Origin of the sequence: Streptomyces changchenzhani (assembly GCF_039766235.1) — a bacterium.
Lineage (GTDB): Bacteria > Actinomycetota > Actinomycetes > Streptomycetales > Streptomycetaceae > Streptomyces.
The window spans coordinates 311601-330731 of the sequence record NZ_JBDHNH010000004.1 but is presented as its reverse complement, the minus strand read 5'-3'; the positions used below and the strand labels follow the sequence as shown (position 1 = coordinate 330731).

Genomic DNA, 19131 nt, shown 5'->3' with positions numbered 1-19131 from the left:
GGTCGGCCGGACTGGACCAATCCCCCTGCGCCTTCGCACCGAATAGGGAGTAAAACCAACGCATAGGTGGAGCAGCGGGGCCATTGCGCCCGCTCCTCCCCCGGGCACTCCCTATCGCAGGAGGCCGGACATGGCTGCAAGCCATTCTCTACGGGCACAGGTGGGACACAGCCCGCGCGTTCATCTCGACGAACATCTCCCCGTTGATCATCACCTCAGTCGCGTCTACCGCTGGGGCGCCGGCCTGATGGGGTTGTTCCTGCTGGTCTTCGGGATCCTGGGCCTGAGCGACCACATCGGCTTCTTCAGCACCGGAGGCGACACGGTCGCGGGACTGAACACCAACGGCGCCCTCAGCGTGCTGTCCGTCGTCACCGGAGGGGCGCTCCTCGTGGGCGCGTTCGTCGGGGGCAACGCCGCATCGACGGTGAACATGGTCCTCGGGGCGGCCTTCATCCTCAGCGGGTTCGCCAACCTCGCCCTGCTGGAGACGGACTACAACTTTCTGGCCTTCCGCATGCAGAACGTCTTGTTCAGCTTCGTACTCGGCCTACTGCTGATGACCTGTGGCATGTACGGCAGAGTCAGTGGCGGCCTCCCGCACGACAACCCCTACTGGCTGGCGCGCCACACCGAACCGGATGACGCCGTCCACAACCGATCGCATATCGCCGTCAACGACCGGAAGGTGCCGGCCGGGGCGACCGCCCCGGAGCAGCCGACACCCCTGGAGGATCCGCAGGGCGTGAGGCATGACCGGTGAAATGCCCCAGCGACCCGCGTCACCTGCCCAGAGTGCCGGGCAGGTGACGTACGTACGAGGAGTCGCCCGTGCCCGAGCAGGCACGGGCCGGGGCTCCGGAGGCCCCTTGGTCAGGGCGTCACGGACGGAGCTTCGAGCGCCGCTTTGAGATTGCGCAGGGTTGTACGGATGTTTCCGCCCTGGAAGCGGGCGAAGGTGTGGCCGCCCGTCGCGAGCTTGTCGAACGCGTTGGCCACGAAGTCGGGCCACGACCGCCGGTCGTCAGTCCAGGTCTCCGTCACCTTGACGCCCTCGCCGACCGGCTCGAACCGGTACTCCCAGGTGGCGATGGGGCCCGGCAGCCTCGGCCGCTTCAGGCCGATGGCATGGACCCGGAACCGGAACAGCTCGCCCTCGTCGGCCGCGGTCACCGTGCAGCGGGTGGTCCATCGGATGGACCCCCGCTTGTTGTGGCCGTCGAAGACCATGCCGACGCGCGCCGGTCGCTTCTCACCGCTCAGGGTGGCGCCCAGATTCTCCGGGCTCCAGCGGCCCATGAGATCCGGGCTGGAGACCTGTGCGTAGACCGTCGACGGGTCGGTGTCGATGATGATGCTGTCGGAAACAGTGAATGTGCGAGCCATGGAACTCCGATCCTCGGCCCATGACGTTAGTCCCCGGCTCCCGCGGCACACTGTCTGCCCCCGCCTCCGGCCCGCATACTGCTCGGCGTGGCTCACAACGCCGGTTTGCCCGCACGCCATTCCGGCGTGAGCACCGACCAGATCTCCTCGTAGTGCCGCTGTCGTTGCCCCGGCCATGGGGCGCGATCTCCGGGCCGGAGCGTGCTCGTCCTGTGCGTCGGCTACCGCTCCGCGTCCTCCTCTCCATGGGGGAAGCGGGCAAGCGGGGCCTCACGCTGGAAGAACGTCTTGGCACGGATCGCCGCCCGCTCGTCGTCGCGCACCTGGCCGGGGCGGGAACCGTTGCCCAGCAGCACCCCGCCGAATCGCATCCGCAGATACGCCGCCGAGTGGCTGAGGGTGGTCACCAGCGCGTCGGCGACGAGCTCGTCGCGGTCCGACATGACCGTCACCCCCCACAGGGTCCGGCCCGCCATGCGCTCCTTGAAGTCCAGTCCGGGCACCGCCAGCCAGCCCGACCAGTAGTCGAGGTAGCGCTTGGTCTGCGCGGAGAGGGTGTACCAGTACAGGGGCGAGGCGATGACGATGTCGGTGGCCTCCAGGGTGGCCTGCCGCAAAGCTTGCTCGTTGTCCCCGACCGGCCAGCCATCGGTCTCGTGACGCCCGTCCTGGAAGTCGGGCAACGGCACTTGGCTCAGGTCCACCCATCGCTGAGGGACATCGGTGGGCAGCTGCTCGGCGGCGGCGCGGGCGAGGGCCTCGGTGTTGCCCTCGGGGCGGGAGCTGCCGAGGACAAAGAGGAAGGAGCGGTCGGCCGCCGCCCCGTTGCGTTCAACACCCGTGGTGGTCATGCATCACTCCAGCAGTAAGAAGTCAAGCGGAACGGGCTTAAGCGGATCAGATTCACGCTGATCAGGTTCACGCGGACGAAGCACATGGTGCTAACGGCTCCGGGGGGATCCGGCCCGGCCACGGAATGCTTGTCCACGGCGTGACGTTAAGGCTTCACATCAGTGGCAAGGTCAAGCGCGGACAGGGTGGGGTCGCATGCTGATCGGAGAGTTGTCCCGACGTACCGGCGTCAGCGCGCGGCTGTTGCGGTACTACGAGGCCCAGGGACTGCTGGACGCCGGGCGTGGTGCGAACGGCTATCGCGACTACGACGAGGAGGCGGTGCTCGTCGTACGGCAGGTGCGTGCCTTGCTGCATGCGGGCCTGTCGACCGAGGTGATCCGTTCTGTGCTGCCGTGTGCCCGGGGCGAGCAACCGGAGTTCGACTGGTGCGCGGAACTGCGGGCCGTCCTGGACCGGGAGTTGGCGGCCACGGACGAGCGCATCAGCGCCCTCCGGCGCAACCGCACCGCTCTCGTCGGCTACCTCGCGCACCCCTGAGCCGGCGCTCCCGGACGGGGCTTCGGTCTTATCCGGCGTCGAGCAGCGCCCGCTCCTCCGCGTCCAGCGTGAATTCGGCCGCGGCCGCCGAGTCGCGGATCGTCGACGGGCGGCTCGAACCCGGAATGGGGATGGAGACGGGCGACCCGGCCAGGTGCCATGCGAGAGCGACCCGCTGCGGACCGACCCCGCGGCGTTCCGCGATCGCCTCGAACGCGGCGCCCAGGCTGCCGGTGTTCCCGATGCCGCCGAGCGGGCTCCAGGGCAGGAACGCCAGCCGCAGCTCCTCGCAGAGCCGCAGCACTGCCTCCGAGCCCCGCTCCGTGGGCGAGTACTCGTTCTGTACGGAGACGAGACGGCCACCCAGGATCTCGTAGGCCTCCCGCACCTGCGGCACATCCGCGTTGGAGACTCCGGCGCGCTGGATCTTGCCGGCGTCCAGGAGGTCCCGCAGAGCGCCGACCGATTCGGCCCAAGGGACGGCGGGATCGGGCTTGTGCAGCTGGTACAGGCCGATCGCCTCGACGCCGAGGCGGCGCAGCGAGGCTTCACAGGCCCGCTGCAGATGCGCGGGGTCGCCGTTGACCGTCCAGGAGCCGTCGGCCGGGCGGCCTCGGCCGCCCTTGGTGGCGACCAGTACGTCCTCGCGGCGGCCGGCGAGCGCACGGGCGACGAGGAGTTCGTTGTGTCCGGGCTCGGCGCCGGGACGATGGTAGGAATCGGCGGTGTCCAGCAGGGTCACCCCGGCGTCCAGGGCCGCGTGCACGGTGGCGATGGCTCGTGCCTTGTCGGGTCGGCCCTCGATGGAGAGAGGCATCGTGCCGAGGCCGATGCTGCCGACCAGGATGTCGCCGAGGGTGCGTTCACGCATGTCGGGATTCCTCCACTGTGGCCGGCAGCCATTCGGTGACCCGGGAGAAATGAAAACCAAGGGATTCCGCACGGCTGTTGCTCATCGGGTAGTAGCGGTCGAAGGAGAACGGTGAGGCGTTTTCGGCATCCGTTTCGACGTAGGTGGCCGCGCCTCCGCAACCGAGGGCCACTATGTCGCTCAGCTCGATGACGTTCAGAGGAGTGTGCGAGGCCGCGTTGACCGGCCCGGTGAAATCGGCTCGGGCCGCCCAGTCGAGGAATTCCACGATCTCGTGGTGAGAGATGAACGTGGTCGGGTATATCTCGCGGTGCACCGCGATCGGTTCGCCCGCGCGGACGCGCCCGATGTAGTGGGAGAGCCGGTCGGTGAAGTCGTCGGCGCCGCCGATGACATGGGCGCTGCGTACCGACACGTACGGGAAGGCCGGATCCTGGGTGAAGACCGCCTCCGCCTGGCGCTTGCCCTCCGCGTACCGGTACTCGTACGACTGGTCCAGGTCCACGGGCCAGCCGGCCGGGTCGACGGCACTTTCGGTGAGTGGCAGGCCGGGCCGGGCAGGCCGGATCGCCTGCGAGGTGGCGGGGTCGTACACCTCCATGGTGGAGGTCATCACATAGCGCCCGGTGCGGCCGGCGAACACCCGCTTGGCGATGGCCGCCTGCTGCGGCGTATAGCAGATCTGGTCGATTACGACGTCAAATTCACGGTCGCCGAGAACCATGTTCAGCGCGGCCTCGTCATTACGGTCGGCGACGAGATGGGTAACGCCGTCCGGCACGTCGCGAGAGCCCCGATTGATCACCGTTACCTTTACCCCGGATTCAATCAGCCGCACAACCAGCCGCTTACCGAAATACCGGCTCCCGCCGATGACGCAGGTTTCGCGCATTTCCCCAACCCCTGTGATTACGGATGCACTTCTGTGGCCGTGCACACCAGTGTTACGGTTCAGCCCGGAGCAATGAAGGGGAGATCATGGGAGCTTCGGCAGCCGCACCGAAAGAACCTCGGCATCTGCGCGGGATCGCCCACGAATCCTCAGCGGGTCTCGACACGGTGGACATCCAGCTCCTCGAACTCCTCCAGGAGGAGGGCCGGATCACACTCAGCGAGCTGGGCCGGCGGGTGAGCCTCAGCCCCGCCGCGGTCGGTGAGCGGATCAAGCGCCTGGAAAGCAGCGGCACGATCACCGGCTACCACGCGCGGGTCAGCCCGGAGCGGCTCGGCTACGGCATTCAGGCGTTCATCCGGGTGGCCCCGCATGCGGGGTATTCACTGCGTCACCCGCGCACGAAGGAACTCGTGGACCGCCCCGAAATCCTGGAGGCGCACCACATCGTGGGTGAGGACTGCTGGATGCTGAAGGTGGGCGTGAGCAGTACGGCGCATCTGGAGGAGCTCCTGGACGCGGTGTCCGCGCTGGGCTCGACGACGACCTCGATCGTGCTGACGTCACCCCGTGGGACGCAAGGTCATGCGGCCACTCGCTTAGACGGTGTGCTGTGCTGCGAGAGTCCGCTGCCCGGCGGCCGGCTCTGACCGCGCACCACGTCCATGGTCGTGCCCGGTGGCGTCGAGACGACAGCACCGGGCACGACTCTGATCATGACTGCGCACCCTGGTCCGGCCGGTCCGCGAATCCGGTCAGCAAATCCGGTCAGCGCAGGCTGCGTCCGCGCCGACCCCGCACAATGACCACTGCCGCAAGACATGCCGCGCCGACGACGGCACCGAGCAAGGCGTACGGCATCCCGGAGCCGGGGTTCTCAGGCAGTACGGCTGCCTGCGCCACGGGCTCCGGCCCAGGCTGTGGAGCCTTGCGCACCGGAGTCGGCGGCGCGAGAGAGCCCACGGGCTCCACTAGTCCGGCGGCGGCGAAGCCCCAGTCGAGGAGGGAGCGTGCGTTCTCGTACACCTCGTACCCTCCGCCCCGCTGAGGGTTCATCACCGTGACCAGCAGAGTGCGCCCGCCGCGGCGGGCGGCGGCGATCAAGGTGTTGCCCGCGCCGGAGGTGTAGCCGTTCTTGACGCCGATCAGCCCGGGGTAGCGTCCGACCCCGCCCGCTCCGGTCAGCAGCCGGTTGGTGCTTTGGATGCCGTACGTCCAGGTGGGTGTTCCGTCGCTGCGGGTCCCGCCGGGAAACGGAGCGTCAACGGTCGCCGCGTACTGGGCGAACTGGGGGTTCGCGAGCCCGGCTCGGCCGAAGACCGCCAGGTCGTACGCGGAGGAGACCTGGCCCGGGGTGTCGTAGCCGTCCGGGGACATCACCTTCGTATCGTGTGCGCCCAGGGCGCGGGCCCTGGACTGCATCTGACGGGCCGTGGCCCTCCAGCCGCCGTTCATTTCTGCCAGTACATGGACGGCGTCGTTGCCGGAACTCAGGAAGACACCGCGCCACAGGTCCGCCACACGGTAGGTGTTGCCCGGGGCGACGCCCACCAGGCTGCTGCCCTCCCCCACTCCGGCAAGTTCGGCTTCGGTGACCGTGTGCAGGGTTCTGCCGGCCAGCCGAGGCAGTGCGGTGACAGCGAAGAGAGTCTTGAGAGTGCTGGCCGGCGGCAGTCGGCGGTGGGCCTGGTGAGCGGCGAGAACCTCACCCGTGCGGGCGTCGGCCACCAGCCACGACAGGGCGGACACATCACCCGGAAGCGGGGGGACCCCGCGGTGTTGCCGCACATGGGTTCCCGGACGGTGGAGTGGTGACAGGTCGGCGGACACGGGCTGCGGCGGCAGCGGATCGGCCTGTGGGACGGCTGCGGCCGTCGGCGCGAGGGTGCCCAGCGCACCGATGGCGAGGGCAGCCGCGCCGGAAATCACCCCGCGAACAGAAACTCTGATGATCATTCAGCCAGCGTAGGAAGGGACGCGGTCCGGCGCAGTGTCGCCTGCTCCGACCGGCCGTATCCAGGCCGGTGGCCGGCTCCGCCCGATGGCCCAATTCCACCGGCGGCCGGTCCCCTGCCTCTGCTCCCGGGCGCCGGTTCCCTCCCCGGTTTCCCCGCCCGCTACGCGCGGGGAAACCGGCCGTATTGCCACCCGGGCGTGGTTTCAGAACTTGCTCGTGCCCACGGCGAAGTTGGAGAAGTACGCGTGTTCGTCGTGGTCGGGGCCCCAGCTCGTGTCATGGCCGCCGAAGAAGGTGGAGAAGAAGACACTCTTGAAAGGAATGCCGCCGATGCCCGGCGCCGTTCTGCGACAGGACCTGCTGGTTGTCGTACCAGACCGTGATCTTGCCTGTGGAGCGGTTCACCGACTGCTGGATGGTGTGGGTCTTGTTGTCGGGCGAGAAGCTCCAGGAGCCGAGGCCTATGTCCTTGCCATAACCGTCACCGTCAGGGGTGTAGACGTAGACCTCGCCCTTGTTGCCGTTGCGGAACATGAAGCGGGTGGACCATGCGTTGCCATGGTTGCCGCCGCTGGCCTCGCCCGGGTTGCCGCCGTACAGGCCGGGCAGCTTGCCGCCCTTGCCGTAGTCGAAACCGGCGGGGAACCGGATGTCGTAGCGCAGGTAGAGCGTGGTGGCGTTCCGCAGGTCACCGTGACCGTTCTTGTCCAGGTTCTGGTAGAAAGGTCTTCCGGCGGTCATCCGCACGGGACACAATCGCTCGCATGACGATCACCCAGAGCGCGCGGCCCACCCACAACGGTCCGGTCGCCCTCGCGCGAGGGTTCCTCACCGGTGGCGTGATCGGCACATCACTGGCCGCTCTTGTCGTCGGCGGCGTCATCGAGAGCGTGCCGCTGTTCCTCACGGGCATGGGCCTGCCCGTGATTTACGGCGCGCTCCTCTTCATCAGCGGTAGGCCGCGGCGCGCCCGAGAGGCAGCCGTCACGCCCCGTACGGCGCTCGCGATGATCGAGAGCCTGCGCGCCATCGGGGGCGAATCGGCTGACATACCCATCCAGTTCATTCTCTCGGTCGCGCCGGACGACGCCCCGGCCTATCGCGCAGACATCACCCAGAGCATCAACCTGGTTGATGTCCCCCACTACCGGCCGCGCGACGTTCTGGTCGTCGAGTACCCGCCGGACCGACCGTGGCGGGTACGGATAGTCGAGCGGCCGAAGCCGGAATGGGAGCGTCGGGCGGCCGAGGCGCGTATCGACTCCGCATCCGAGTCCACCGTGGCGCAACGCCCGCCTGAGGGCTGCGCGTTCGGGGCCATCGGTCTCATTGGACTGCTGCTCGGCGCAGCCGCCCTGACCCTGGCGTTCCGCGCGGATCTGCTCGGCCCGGAGAGCGCCACGCAGCCGCCCGATTCCGCGAAACCCTCCGTCTCCTCGACGTCGTCCACCTCGGTGACCTCGTCGTCGGGGATGGCCACAGTCACCGTCGGGCCGAACCAGTCACTGCTCGACCGGGGCGAATTGCGCCAGGCGGTCGAGTCCCTGACAGAAGCCCAGCCGCAGGCCCAGAGCAAGGGCAAGCGTCCGGCGCTGTCCGTCGTCGTCCAAGAACAGCTGATGACAGTGGTGTTGGCCCCCACCGATGTCCCGGCGCCGCAGTTCGACCCGGGATCCTTGCCGTACGAGCGCATTCCCGCCCTGGTCAAGGAAGCCAGAACCACCCTCGGCGTCCGCTCACCGCAGACCTGGCAGCTCAGCGCCGACCATTTCACCGGCTCCCTCACGATCCGGATCACCGTGACCGGACCCGGCGGTGGGGCCTCGCTCCACGCGGACGGAAAAGGCAAAGTGACCCGGCGCAGCCCGGCGCTCTGACCACCACACCCCAAAGTCCGGTAGCTCGCCACGGTGAGTTCCAGCTGAAGGCCGGGCGCGTGGCCGGCACTGTAAGGAGCTGTGCAGGGGGCTGCTCGTGCTGGGCGAGGCCTTGGAGGAACCGTTGGGTACGCCGTCCGGCGGCGGCCGGTCGGGGCGGTGCGACCGGCTTCCCAGGAGCACACCGTCGCAGGTGTCACACCGAAGGCTCCCGCGACCTGGTGGGTTGCCAGGCCCCACTGCTTGCGAAGCCGACGACGCTCCCGCAGTGCCGAAAGGTCGTTCTTGGCTCGGGTGGTGGATGGCCTGCGGGGCGCGGTCTCCTGAGCTGTCATACCCATGGGACAAGCTGTACTTGGCGTTGTTCCGGGGCAACGGGAACGATCACCCGTCCAGCGTGCAGCGTGGCAGGCGTACGGCGTTGCGGGCATGCGGCCGACCAGCCGACCACTCTACGTACTCGGGACATTCTCGGGCCTACGTACTCGACGCGGGCCGCCTTCCGCCGCACGGCGCGCCCATACCGCTCCCCATACCGCTCCCCTTTCCGAAGCCCCGCCCGGCCCTCGCGGGGGTGACAAGGGTTTTCCCCGTATCGAGTTCATCTCGCCGTTCCCTACTGTCTGCCGCACCGGCGAATTCCGAATCCCAGATCCTGGCGCCTGACTCTCGAATGTCAGGTCCATGCAAGGGGCGGGTATGCCGGGGACGGCCTTGACCAGGGTCGTAGCGCCGGCGGCGGCGCTCGGGCTCACCCGGCCCAGCAACCGCGTACACGTGGCCCCACACCACTCGCGGTTGTCGCGCCGCCGCCTTCGCTCCGCACGTACGTACGTCATGAAAGGGAACACCTTGAACGGTTCCAGGCGGAGACTCATATCCGCCGTGGCCGCAAGTGCCACGATCGCCGGGCTCGTTGCCACGTCATCCGTGGCGTCCGCCGCCGCGGGCCCCTCCCCTCAGCCCGTTCCGGCTTCGCAGTCGATGTCCCCGCCGGCGGCCGCGCCCGTCGAGAAGGTCATCGTCACCTACAAGTCCAAGGCCGCCGAGGCCGGTTCCAACACCGCAGCCAAGAGCGACGCGGACGCCAAGGGCAGGGCAACCGGCGAGGACCTGTCGTTCGAGCGCCGCCTCGCCGGCGGCGCCGCCCTGGTCGACCTGGGCGGCGAGGCGTCCAAGAAGGACCTGGGCGAGGTCATCGACGCCTTCCGTGCCGACACCTCGGTCGCGTCCGCGGAGCCCGACATCCGCGCCTACCCGCTGGCCGTCACCCCGAACGACACCGACTACGCCAAGCAGTGGGACCTGTTCGAGACCACCGGCGGCATGAACGTCCCCGGCGCCTGGGACAAGACCACCGGCACCGGCGTCACCGTCGCCGTCATCGACACGGGTTACGCCACCCACACGGACCTGGCCGACAAGGTCGTCGCCGGGTACGACTTCATCTCCGCGTCGGCGGACGCCCGTGACGGCAACGGCCGTGACAACAACGCCAAGGACGAGGGCGACTGGAACGCCACCGACGGCGAGTGCGGCGCGACCTCCAAGGCGAGCAACTCCTCCTGGCACGGTACGCATGTCGCCGGCACCATCGGCGCCACGGCCAACAACACCAAGGGCATCGCCGGTATCGCGTACAACGCGAAGATCCAGCCCGTGCGTGTCCTCGGCAAGTGCGGCGGCTCCTCCTCGGACATCGCCGAGGCCATCACCTGGGCCTCCGGCGGCAGTGTCCCCGGTGTCACCGCGAACGCGACCCCGGCCAAGGTCATCAACCTGAGCCTTGGCGGCCCCAGCGCCACCTGCCCCAGCGTCTATCAGAACGCCATCAACGGTGCCGTCTCGCGCGGCACCACCGTGGTCGTCGCAGCGGGCAACAACAACACCAATGCCTCCGGCTTCACGCCCGCCAACTGCAACAACATCATCAACGTGGCGTCGACCAGCCGTGAAGGCAACCGCTCCTTCTACTCGAACTACGGCACCATCGTCGATGTCGCGGCGCCCGGTGGCGAGACCCGCCGCGCCACGGACACGCCCGGTACCGTCACCACCCCCGAGAACGGCATTCTCTCGACGCTGAACTCCGGCACCACCACGCAGTCCGGTGAGAACTACAAGCCCTACCAGGGCACTTCGATGGCCGCCCCGCACATCGCCGGGCTCGCCGCGCTGCTGAAGTCCGCCAAGAGCACCCTCACCCCGGCCGACATCGAGTCCGCGATCAAGAGCAACGCCCGGCCCGTGCCCGGCACCTGCACCGGCGGCTGCGGCTCCGGTATCGCCGACACGACGAAGACCGTGAACGCCGTCACCGGCACCACCGCCCCCGGCGGCGCCACCTTCGCCAACGCGGACGACGTGACGATCGGCGACAACGCGACCGTCACGTCGTCCGTCGCAGTGACCGGCCGCGCCGGCAACGCCCCCGCCGCCCTCAAGGTCGACGTGGACATCAAGCACACCTACCGCGGGGACCTGGTCGTCGACCTGGTCGCTCCGGACGGCACCGTCCGCAACCTGAAGGCCTCGTCGTCCTCGGACAGCGCCGACAACGTGCTCTCCACGTACACGGTCGACGCGTCCAGCGAGGTCGCCAACGGCACCTGGAAGCTCCAGGTGCGCGATGTGGCATCAGGTGACACCGGCTACATCGACAGCTGGAATCTCACCTTCTGAGACAGTTGGTGAATCGCATTACTGCTGTTCAGGGGCGTCGTCCGCGGCTATTCCGCGGGCGCGCCCCGCACCAGGTCTGTCCATATGCCGGATGGTCGGCCTGGACGGCGGCTGCCGACTTCGTATTCTCTGCTCGCACGGGCAGAGGGCTCGCGCACGCCGGAAGGTGGTGGTGGGGTCGTGACGTCGGCGGTGTACAGACCCGCGCCCGTCGGACGCACGGAGCTTCTCGGACGGCTCGACCGCGTCCTGCACACCCGCGGCCGGGCCCTGCTGACCGGCCCCGCCGGGGTAGGCAAGACCGAGCTCGCCCTGGCCTCCGCGGCGCACGCCGAATCCCTCGGCGAGTCGGTGATCTGGCTCGCCACACTCCCCGCCGACCGCGACATACCGGGTGCGGCCGCGGCCGCCCTCGTCGCATCCGTCGCCGCCTGTGTGTCCTGGCCCTCGCCGGGCACAGCCCACAGTCGTCCCGGCGGACCGGGAGAACCCGGCGGCCCCGGAACGTACGACATCCTCGGCGGGCTGCCAGGACCGCAGCGCACCGCCGTCGCCATGCTGTGCCGTGAGGCGCCCATACCCGCCGACGGCTGGGACCCCATCGCCCTGCGGCTCGCCCTCGCCCAGATCCTGCGCACCCTCGCCGCGCGCGACCCGGTCCTGCTGGTTGTCGACAGCGTGCAGCACATCGACGAGACCAGCGCCGACCTGCTGCGTTTCGCTCTGCACCTGGCGCCGCCCGCGCTGCGCGTGATCGCCGTGGAAACCCCGGCGGCGTACGGATCGGACCCTCCCCACGGCTGTACGCCACGCACCGGCCCGGCCGGCCCTGTGCCCCTCTGGGTGCCCTCCGAGGCCGACGTGCTGTTCGTGCCACCCCTGCAGGCCGACCAGATCGCCGAACTGCTCATCCACCACCGGCTGCCGTCCCGGATGGCCGGGCGCATCCACAAGGCCAGCGGCGGCAATCCGCGGCTGGCGCTGGCCGTCGGCCGGTCCATCGCCGACGCACGGACCCCAGTGCACCACGCCGAGACGCTGTCCCTGTCCGGACGGGCCCGTGACCTCGCCCGCCAGCTCCTGGGCGCCGTATCCCCCGACGTACGCGCCACACTGCTGCTGGCCGCACTGGCGCTGCGCCCCACGACCGCGCTGATACGCCGCGCGGGCCGCCCCTCCGCCGAGGCCGACCTCGCCGCCGCCGAACGCGCGCATCTGGTCTCCCTCGACGAGGACGGGAAGGTCGCCTTCACCGCCGGAGTGCTGCCGTCCACGCTCGTGCACGACGCCGGCTGGACCGAGCGCAGCGCGGGGCACGCGGCGCTCGCCCAGGTCGTGGACGACCCGGTCGAAGCGGTACGCCACCGGGCGCTGGCCACCGACATCCCCGCCGAGGCGCTGGCCACCGAGGTCGCCGCGTCCGCCGACACAGCGCGGCGCCGCGGCAACAGCGCCCTGGCCGCCGAACTCGCCCTGCTCGCCGCCGAGTCCACCCCCGTGCAGCATGGCGCCAAGCGGATAGCCCGGCTCGTCGAGGCGGCCGAGGAGGCGGCCCGCGCCGCCCGCGCGGACCTGACCATGCGCGCGGCCACCGACCTGCTGGCCCGGGACGCGGCCCCGGCCGACCGCGTCCGCGCGCGGCTCGCGGTGCTCGACACGGCGGGCCAGGGGCTGTGCAACCTCGACGAGATCTACGTACACGCCATGGAGGACTCCGAAGGCGATACGTTGCTGCGCGCGGCCGTATCGCTGCGCCTCGCGGTGAAGTACGTCCTGGCCGACGGCGACCCGGTACGCGCCCGAACCGCCGCTGTGGAATCCGCCACGCTCGCCGACTCGATGGGCGACCGCAGGACCGCCGCGAGGGCCCTGACCCTGCAAGCACGCATGGACCGGGTCCTCGGCTCGCCGCACGCGGAGCGGGTACTGGCCGAGGCACGGGCCCTTGAAGTGTCCGAACGCCCGCTGGGCATCCACAACGACGCGCAGATACTGACGATCCGCCACGCCATGTTCGACGGCCGGCTCACCGACGCCCGCGATCAGCTCAACGCGCTGCTGCCGCTGGTCGAGCGCCGCGGCCCGGTGGAGGACTCCATCGAACTGCTCAGCACGCTCGCGGAAATCGAATCCCGCCAGGGGCAGTGCGCCGCGGCACTCACGCACGCCGGCCGGTCGCTCGCGCTGACGCTGGAGGCCGGCCTCTCCCCCGGGCCCGCCTGGTACGCCCTGGCGCTCGCGGAAACCGCCGGCGGCAGCTTCCAGCGCGCCACGAGCTACGCCCGGCGCAGTGTCCGGGCCTCCGAGGAGGAGGGCGACCACGTCTTCCTCTCCCGCGGCCTGTACGCCCTCGGCCGGGTCCAGCTGATCAATGGAGACGTGGCCTCGGCCCTGGAAAGCCTGCGCCGCGTCCAGGCCGACGAGCGCGCCCAGTCGACCGTTGACCCCTCGGTGCTGCGGTGGCACGAGGAACTGGCAGAGGCCCTGCTGGCGAACGACACCCCGAAGGAAGCCGTGGCCCTGCTCGACGGCGTACGGCCGGTCGCCGAACGCCTGGGCCGCAGCACGGTACTCCTCGGCTGTGACAGGGCGTACGCCCTGTGCCTGGCCGCGGCAGGGAAGGCGGACGAAGCGGCGGTCCTCCTCGCGCGCACGGCGGAGAGTTTCGCCCTGGCCGGTCTGCCATTGGAGGGCGGCCGGGCGCTGGTCGCACTCGCCCGCGTGGAGCGCCGCCGGCGCAGACGGTCGGCCGCACAGGGCGCGTTGCAGGCGGCGGCCGCCGTCTTCGAACGAGCGGGCGCGCTCCCCTGGCTGGGACTGACCACGGAAACGTCCTCGCGTACGACCGAACCCGCCCCGGCCCGCGGTGACATCCTGCCCTCCCTCACGGACGCGGAACTGCGCCTCGCGCGGCTGGTCGGACAGGGCGCCAGCAATCAGGAAGCGGCGTCGAAGCTGTACTTGAGTGTCAAGACGGTCGAGGCCAGGCTGACCCGCATCTACCAGAAGCTGGACGTCCGCTCGCGCGCCCAGCTCGCGACCGCCCTGACGGCCTGGCCGAGCCACCGGACGACGCCGACCGCCACGGAGAACCCTGCGGCCGGCTGATTCCCCGTCCCGCCCAGGTGAAGAGGCGGGGCAGGGACAGATTGTGTTCCCTGGGGCGTCGTCACGGGAAGACCGACCTGCCCGGTGAGAGTGGTGTCATGACACTCCCTCGGATCGCTCCGATGCTCGCGACACCGGGCGCTCTGCCCACCGCTCAGGAGGGGTGGGCGTACGAAGTCAAGCAGGACGGCCAGCGGGCCCTGCTGTATCTGCCGGGCGACGGCTCGGTGCTGCTGCGTGCCCGGTCGGGTGCGGACATCACGGCCGCCTATCCCGAGCTCCATGCCCTGGGAGCCGTCCTCGGCGAAGAGGTGTCCGGGGTTCTGGACGGGGAGATCGTCGCCCTTGACCAGGAGGGGCGCAGCGACTTCGAACTGCTGCAGTCCCGGATGGGCCTGTCCGGAAACCCGGCGAAAGCCGCCCGACTGGCACGCGAGGACCCGGCCCACCTGATCCTGTTCGACGCCCTGCACCTGCGCGGCGAGAGCCTCATGCACCTGCCGTATGCCGAGCGCCGCCGGCACTTGGAGAGTCTCGGGCTCTCAGGGGCGCACTGGTCGACACCGACCGCGCTCGTCGGACACGGCGCGCAGGCACTCGAAGCAAGCCGGGAACACGGCCTGGAGGGCCTGATCTGCAAACGGCTCGACTCCGTCTACGTCCCTGGGGTGCGCTCCCGGAACTGGATCAAGGTCCGCAATATCGTGACGGCGGACGCGATCGTCGGCGGCTGGGTCCCCGGCCGCGGCCGGCTCACCGGGCTCTTCGGAGCCCTGCTCCTGGGGCGGCGCGAGGAGGGTGCGCTGCGGTACATCGGGAGCGTGGGGACGGGGTGGAGCGAACATGAACGCGCGGTCATCGCCGACCTGTTGCGGGTGGCCGCCGTCGACTACTGCCCCTTCAGCACCGAGCCGCCGGTCGCGGGCGCGCACTGGGTGCTGCCGCGGCTGGTGGGCGAAGTCAGCTATGCCACCCGGACCAGGGCCGGGCTTCTGCGCCACCCCTCATGGCACCGGCTGCGCCCCGACCTGGCCGCGGAAGACACCGACTGACCAGGACGGGGCCACGGACCTACCCCGCAGGGACCGGCCGGTACGTACACACCTGCACGCCCGTGGAGCTGGTGACCGTCGCGACCAACTCAAGGGTGCGCAGCCCACCGTCGTCCGGGAAGATCGTCTTGCCGCCGCCCAGGAGCACCGGCATGATCATCAACCGCAGCTCGTCGACCAGGCCTTCGCGCAGGAGCGTACGTACGAGGGTGGGGCTTCCCATGACCACCAAGTCACCGCCGTCGGCGCCGTGCAACTCCCGGATGCGGGCAACAGCCTCGTCCCCGGGGATGCGCGTGGTGTTGTCCCACGTCAGCTTGTCGTCGCCCAGCGTCTGGGACACGACGTACTTCGGGAGGCTGTTCATCCGGTCGGCGAAGGGGTCACCGGCCCGCTCGGGCCACGCCGCGGCCATCGACTGCCACGTCCGGCGCCCGAACAGCAGCGCCCCCGCCGCGCTCACCACCTCGTCGAAGGCACCGCCCACCACCTCCGGGTCGAAGAACGGGTGCGACCAGCCACCATGGGAAAACCCACCCTCGGTGTCCTCTCCGGGCCCGCCCGGCGCCTGCACGACACCGTCCAAGCTGATGAACTCACTGATGACGATCCGCATGAGACCCGCCCCTCTTCCTCGCTTACGGCTTACGGCTTACGGCTTACGGCTTACGGCTTACGGCAATGGAGACTCCCGTACCTTCCAGAAGTCATCGCGCTCACCCATGACGCAACAATGGCGCAGACCGCACGGCGGGACCACTCCAGCGGCACGCACACGGTAGGCAACCTGCGTCACACGGGTCACGCGTCAGCGGGAGCCACACGGGTAAACCTGGAGCACTCACCACACGTACTCAGCGGACAGGCTTCGGCCGACCTGGATGCCACACCGTCCGAACATGGCCGCGGCCATTTCGGCGCGGCCTGCCAGCGCCGCACAGGAAGCGCGGTTCGATGGGCAGGGTGATCCCAGTCGGTCTGGTCAGCCTGGTCGGCCTCCGTACGGGGCGACGGTACGGAACCCCATGGCCGCGACCACTCTCGCCCCATGCCACCCGGCCTGGGCAAGAAGCGCCAAGAGTTGGCACTGCTCAGCCACGCCGGAGGAGCAATACGTGTCAGGCCTCGGCTACGCGTTCGCGTCGCTCTTCGCCACACCCGCCTGTGCCGTTGCCGAATCTTCCTGGAGAGCCGTGTAGTACACGAACTTTCCCTGCTTGGTACGCGTGCTCTGGTTCTTGGCGACCGAAGCTTCGAGGGCATTGCGTACCAGCGTGACGTTCACCGCGCGCTCCGGCTGCGCCTTCGCCAGTTCGGCGGACACTTCGGCTGCCGAACGCGGCTCATGGTGCTGCCCCAGCAACGTAACGACGACTTCACGCAGGGACGGAGTCGCGCCACGGGTCGGCGCCTCGGTGTTCGCCTTCACCGACTTCTTGGTGTTCTTGGGGCTCTTGCTGGCGTCGGCACTCACACTGCCCTTGGCGCGTCGCGCCTTCGGCACAGCTGCTGTCTTGGTGGGCTTCGCTGCCGGGGCGGCAATGCCTCCCAGGGCCGACTGCATGCCTCCCAGCAGTTCACCGTCCCGCTTGAGCACCTCAAGCCGATTCTGCAGCGAGGCAATCTCTGCGTTGACGCGCTCCTGCTCACTCACGTTTCGCTTCAGGTCGGCGGCGACCTGCTGGGCGTACTGGGTTTGCAGGGTCTGTGTCTTGTCGGACATGGCGGCTCCTTTGCCTCGGATCTCTGTTGGTGGCGGATGCTACCCACAATCCCGCTGTTCACAGAATGCTGAGGACGGATCCTGTAGATGAGTTCCATCGAGGAGTTGTCTCGTGGGGCTCACGGCGACTGGCGCTTGAGACCGTCCGCAGGGTCTGGTCCCGACAGCAGTCGGCCCACGGTGTGTGGCGGATGACTACCAACGTCTGGGCTGGTCAGCGGTTATCCGACCCTTGGGCCAGTGTGCCACGCCGCCGATGTTGACCGGCGCCCGTACGTCGTCCGACTCGGGCCTCGCATGTGCGTGTGTGGCGGCTCGGAGCTACTTTCGGGCTAACACCCGAACACCAGAGAGATATTGCACGCCCAAGGCCCCTCAGACCGCCGACACCACCGACACCACCGACCGAGCGCCGGCCGATCCCGCCGTCACCGACGACATACTGGCCTCGCAGCCCATCGGCGAAGCCGCAAGGATGCAACTGCGCGAGCTGGCCACTGGTCTGCGCACCGAGGTCCACCAGGGCATCAGCGACGAAGAGTAAGTCGCCACACTGAAAGTGTTGCGCACCATGCTCGCCAACATCGGTGACGAGCTGGGCGTCCAGGGGGGTCGTTTGGATCCGGCCGGATCAGGGAGCGAGACTCGGTGCGAGACGCGGTGCGAGGCCCGGTGCCAAGTCGAACCGCACGGAGCGAATGCCGGCTCGGCCTTGCCGGCGACGGCGCACAGCCGGTCGCTTCAGTGACGCCCGGCGGTGCCGTACGGTGCCGACTGCATCACCAATCCCGAGCGGCGATCAGCACTTCCACGTCCGCCTCCGCGAACCCGTACGCCGACGCCACGAACCAGAAGTCCTCGGCTATCTCTTCCCGTGCAACGGTCTCGATCCCACTGTCGGCTGCTTCGAACTCCGCCTCCAGGGCGTTGAATTCCTCCGTCGCCACTGCCGTGAGCACATAGAGCGCCGCCAGGTCGGACGGCTGCTCGGCCTCGATGCGCTCGCACAGCCTCAGCAGAATCGCCTTGCCCTTGTCGAGGACATGATCCGGAAAGTACGCGTCCGCGTACAGACCTCGCAGAAACACATGACCTGCCACCTGCTGGCTTGTGACCGACACCGCAACTCCCTGTTCCCGTCGCTGAACTGGTGGTGCGATCCTGCCTCACGCCACTGACAACGCGCCGCTCATGCGGGTTGGATGTCTCCGAATTTCCAGGTGCGGTCGAAGTACGGCTGGAGGGGGCCGTAGAAGCGCGGCCCCTGAGCGACCACCGTCGACCCTCGTGCGGTTCCTGGCCGATGCCGGTCAGGAAACGTACGACCGGTTCTGCGCGCCAGTCGTACGCATGAGGCAACCCTTTCGCTCCGCGGATCCATCCACTCCGACCCGCTCGGTTCGACGGCTCACTCCAAGACGGCTCATTCCGAGACGGCTCACCCTCTCGCGACGCGGCGATGGCAGGATGTGAATCATGCGCCTCGATGTGACCCTGCAGCCGCTCGACGAGACCCTGCTGAGAAGTTTGTTGGACACCGCGACAGCCGACGCCGACCCCGAGGACGTGATGCCCAAGGTTGCCGGGCCCGCGGGATGGACCCCGGTACGACAGGCGGCGTTCTCACGGTTCCACCGGTCGAGGACGCTGACAGCGGAGCCGGAGGAGCGCACCTACGTCATCGTCGTCGGCGAACAGGTGGTGGGAGCAGCACGCCTGTGCCCGCTCCGGGACAGGCCGGGCACGGCCGAAGCCGGGGTATGGATCGGACGCTCCCACCGCGGCGGCGGAGTCGGGGGAACCGTCCTGGAACAGCTCCTGGGCCTTGCACGCACAGCCGGATTCGCGTCCATGTTCGTCAGTACGACCGCGAGCAACACCGCCGTCCACCGCATCCTCACCGCAAGGGGCGTCCCATTCGCCCGTGACGGGGACGAGGTCACCGCATGGGTGAGCCTCGACGGGTCCCACCGCCGTCGGGGATTGGCGACCGGTAAGGGAGCTTCTTGAGGCTTTCCACGGTGGGGGACGAGGGGCTTCGTGACTCGCTCTACAACATGCAGGAGGAGAACAGTGAGCAGATCCAGCAGGAGTACGGCGGCCCGTCACCGGAGCTGATCGCGTACGTCCTTCGGGCCCGTAGCAGCGCCGCCTGATTCCTGGCAGGAGGGTGTGAGGGGCAGAAGACCTC

The 19131-nt window shown here is 69.1% G+C and carries 19 protein-coding genes and 1 pseudogene; 10 read left to right on the top strand and 10 right to left on the bottom strand.

The features are described from left to right. Positions 1–130: 130 nt before the first annotated feature. Positions 131–763, top strand: a complete 633-nt coding sequence (locus ABCR94_RS15780; RefSeq protein ID WP_347119930.1) for a DUF4383 domain-containing protein — start codon at positions 131–133, stop codon at positions 761–763. A 110-nt stretch (positions 764–873) separates the two neighbouring features. On the opposite strand, the gene ABCR94_RS15775 is transcribed toward ABCR94_RS15780, so the two are convergent. Next, positions 874–1386: an SRPBCC family protein gene (locus ABCR94_RS15775; RefSeq protein WP_347119929.1), complete on the bottom strand. Its 513-nt coding sequence runs from the start codon at positions 1384–1386 to the stop codon at positions 874–876. A gap of 221 nt (positions 1387–1607) precedes the next feature. Further along, the gene (locus ABCR94_RS15770; RefSeq protein ID WP_347119928.1) at positions 1608–2237 is read right to left on the bottom strand and encodes a flavodoxin family protein; all 630 of its coding nucleotides are present in this window, start codon (positions 2235–2237) and stop codon (positions 1608–1610) included. Between the two features lie 196 nt (positions 2238–2433). Here ABCR94_RS15770 and ABCR94_RS15765 point away from each other — a divergent pair, with 196 nt between their 5' ends. Then, positions 2434–2778, top strand: coding sequence for a MerR family transcriptional regulator (locus ABCR94_RS15765; protein ID WP_347119927.1), 345 nt, complete (start codon positions 2434–2436; stop codon positions 2776–2778). A 28-nt stretch (positions 2779–2806) separates the two neighbouring features. On the opposite strand, the gene ABCR94_RS15760 is transcribed toward ABCR94_RS15765, so the two are convergent. Further along, positions 2807–3649 carry an aldo/keto reductase gene (locus ABCR94_RS15760; protein WP_347119925.1) on the bottom strand — a complete coding sequence of 281 codons (843 nt, stop codon included), beginning with the start codon at positions 3647–3649 and terminating at the stop codon, positions 2807–2809. Further along, positions 3642–4541, bottom strand: coding sequence for an NAD-dependent epimerase/dehydratase family protein (locus ABCR94_RS15755; RefSeq protein ID WP_347120147.1), 900 nt, complete (start codon positions 4539–4541; stop codon positions 3642–3644). Before ABCR94_RS15755 ends, ABCR94_RS15760 begins: the two co-directional genes overlap by 8 nt. 86 nt (positions 4542–4627) lie before the next feature. Between ABCR94_RS15755 and ABCR94_RS15750 the strand changes: the two genes are divergently transcribed. Then, positions 4628–5191, top strand: a complete 564-nt coding sequence (locus ABCR94_RS15750; protein ID WP_347119924.1) for an Lrp/AsnC family transcriptional regulator — start codon at positions 4628–4630, stop codon at positions 5189–5191. A gap of 118 nt (positions 5192–5309) precedes the next feature. On the opposite strand, the gene ABCR94_RS15745 is transcribed toward ABCR94_RS15750, so the two are convergent. From ABCR94_RS15745 to ABCR94_RS15740, 3 genes are all read right to left on the bottom strand, one after another. Further along, entirely contained in the window at positions 5310–6497 is a 1188-nt protein-coding gene (locus tag ABCR94_RS15745) for a D-alanyl-D-alanine carboxypeptidase family protein (RefSeq protein WP_347119923.1), read from the bottom strand. Between the two features lie 204 nt (positions 6498–6701). Further along, positions 6702–6821: a polysaccharide lyase gene (locus ABCR94_RS39075; RefSeq protein ID WP_521977142.1), complete on the bottom strand. Its 120-nt coding sequence runs from the start codon at positions 6819–6821 to the stop codon at positions 6702–6704. After that, complete coding sequence (locus ABCR94_RS15740; RefSeq protein WP_347119922.1) at positions 6775–7239, bottom strand: polysaccharide lyase; 465 nt, start codon at positions 7237–7239, stop codon at positions 6775–6777. The genes ABCR94_RS39075 and ABCR94_RS15740 overlap by 47 nt, the downstream gene beginning before the upstream one ends. A gap of 23 nt (positions 7240–7262) precedes the next feature. Between ABCR94_RS15740 and ABCR94_RS15735 the strand changes: the two genes are divergently transcribed. The 4 genes from ABCR94_RS15735 (at position 7263) to ligD (ending at position 15217) form a co-directional block, all read left to right on the top strand. Next, a complete protein-coding gene (locus ABCR94_RS15735; RefSeq protein WP_347119921.1) occupies positions 7263–8375 on the top strand; it encodes a hypothetical protein in 1113 nt (370 codons plus the stop codon). Positions 8376–9260: 885 nt separating this feature from the next. Continuing rightward, the gene (locus ABCR94_RS15730) at positions 9261–11057 is read left to right on the top strand and encodes a S8 family serine peptidase (RefSeq protein ID WP_347119920.1); all 1797 of its coding nucleotides are present in this window, start codon (positions 9261–9263) and stop codon (positions 11055–11057) included. A 180-nt stretch (positions 11058–11237) separates the two neighbouring features. After that, on the top strand, positions 11238–14165 hold the full coding sequence (locus ABCR94_RS15725) for a helix-turn-helix transcriptional regulator (RefSeq protein WP_347119919.1): 2928 nt from the start codon (positions 11238–11240) through the stop codon (positions 14163–14165). Positions 14166–14263: 98 nt separating this feature from the next. Further along, the gene (ligD, locus tag ABCR94_RS15720; RefSeq protein WP_347119918.1) at positions 14264–15217 is read left to right on the top strand and encodes a non-homologous end-joining DNA ligase; all 954 of its coding nucleotides are present in this window, start codon (positions 14264–14266) and stop codon (positions 15215–15217) included. A gap of 19 nt (positions 15218–15236) precedes the next feature. Here the strand turns inward: ligD and ABCR94_RS15715 are convergent, their stop codons facing one another. After that, entirely contained in the window at positions 15237–15833 is a 597-nt protein-coding gene (locus ABCR94_RS15715; protein ID WP_347119917.1) for a dihydrofolate reductase family protein, read from the bottom strand. A gap of 513 nt (positions 15834–16346) precedes the next feature. Beyond that, positions 16347–16940, bottom strand: coding sequence for a hypothetical protein (locus ABCR94_RS15710; protein ID WP_347119916.1), 594 nt, complete (start codon positions 16938–16940; stop codon positions 16347–16349). 460 nt (positions 16941–17400) lie between these two features. Here ABCR94_RS15710 and ABCR94_RS39070 point away from each other — a divergent pair. Beyond that, positions 17401–17484, top strand: a pseudogene (locus ABCR94_RS39070) (MarR family transcriptional regulator); the annotation flags it as partial. 235 nt (positions 17485–17719) lie between these two features. Here ABCR94_RS39070 and ABCR94_RS15700 read toward each other — a convergent pair. After that, the gene (locus tag ABCR94_RS15700) at positions 17720–18061 is read right to left on the bottom strand and encodes a DUF5713 family protein (protein WP_347119915.1); all 342 of its coding nucleotides are present in this window, start codon (positions 18059–18061) and stop codon (positions 17720–17722) included. 355 nt (positions 18062–18416) lie between these two features. Here ABCR94_RS15700 and ABCR94_RS15695 point away from each other — a divergent pair, with 355 nt between their 5' ends. Together ABCR94_RS15695 and ABCR94_RS15690 are read left to right on the top strand one after the other, a co-directional pair. Next, positions 18417–18950: a GNAT family N-acetyltransferase gene (locus tag ABCR94_RS15695; protein WP_347119914.1), complete on the top strand. Its 534-nt coding sequence runs from the start codon at positions 18417–18419 to the stop codon at positions 18948–18950. Then, entirely contained in the window at positions 18947–19096 is a 150-nt protein-coding gene (locus ABCR94_RS15690; protein ID WP_347119913.1) for a hypothetical protein, read from the top strand. Before ABCR94_RS15695 ends, ABCR94_RS15690 begins: the two co-directional genes overlap by 4 nt. Positions 19097–19131 lie beyond the last annotated feature (35 nt).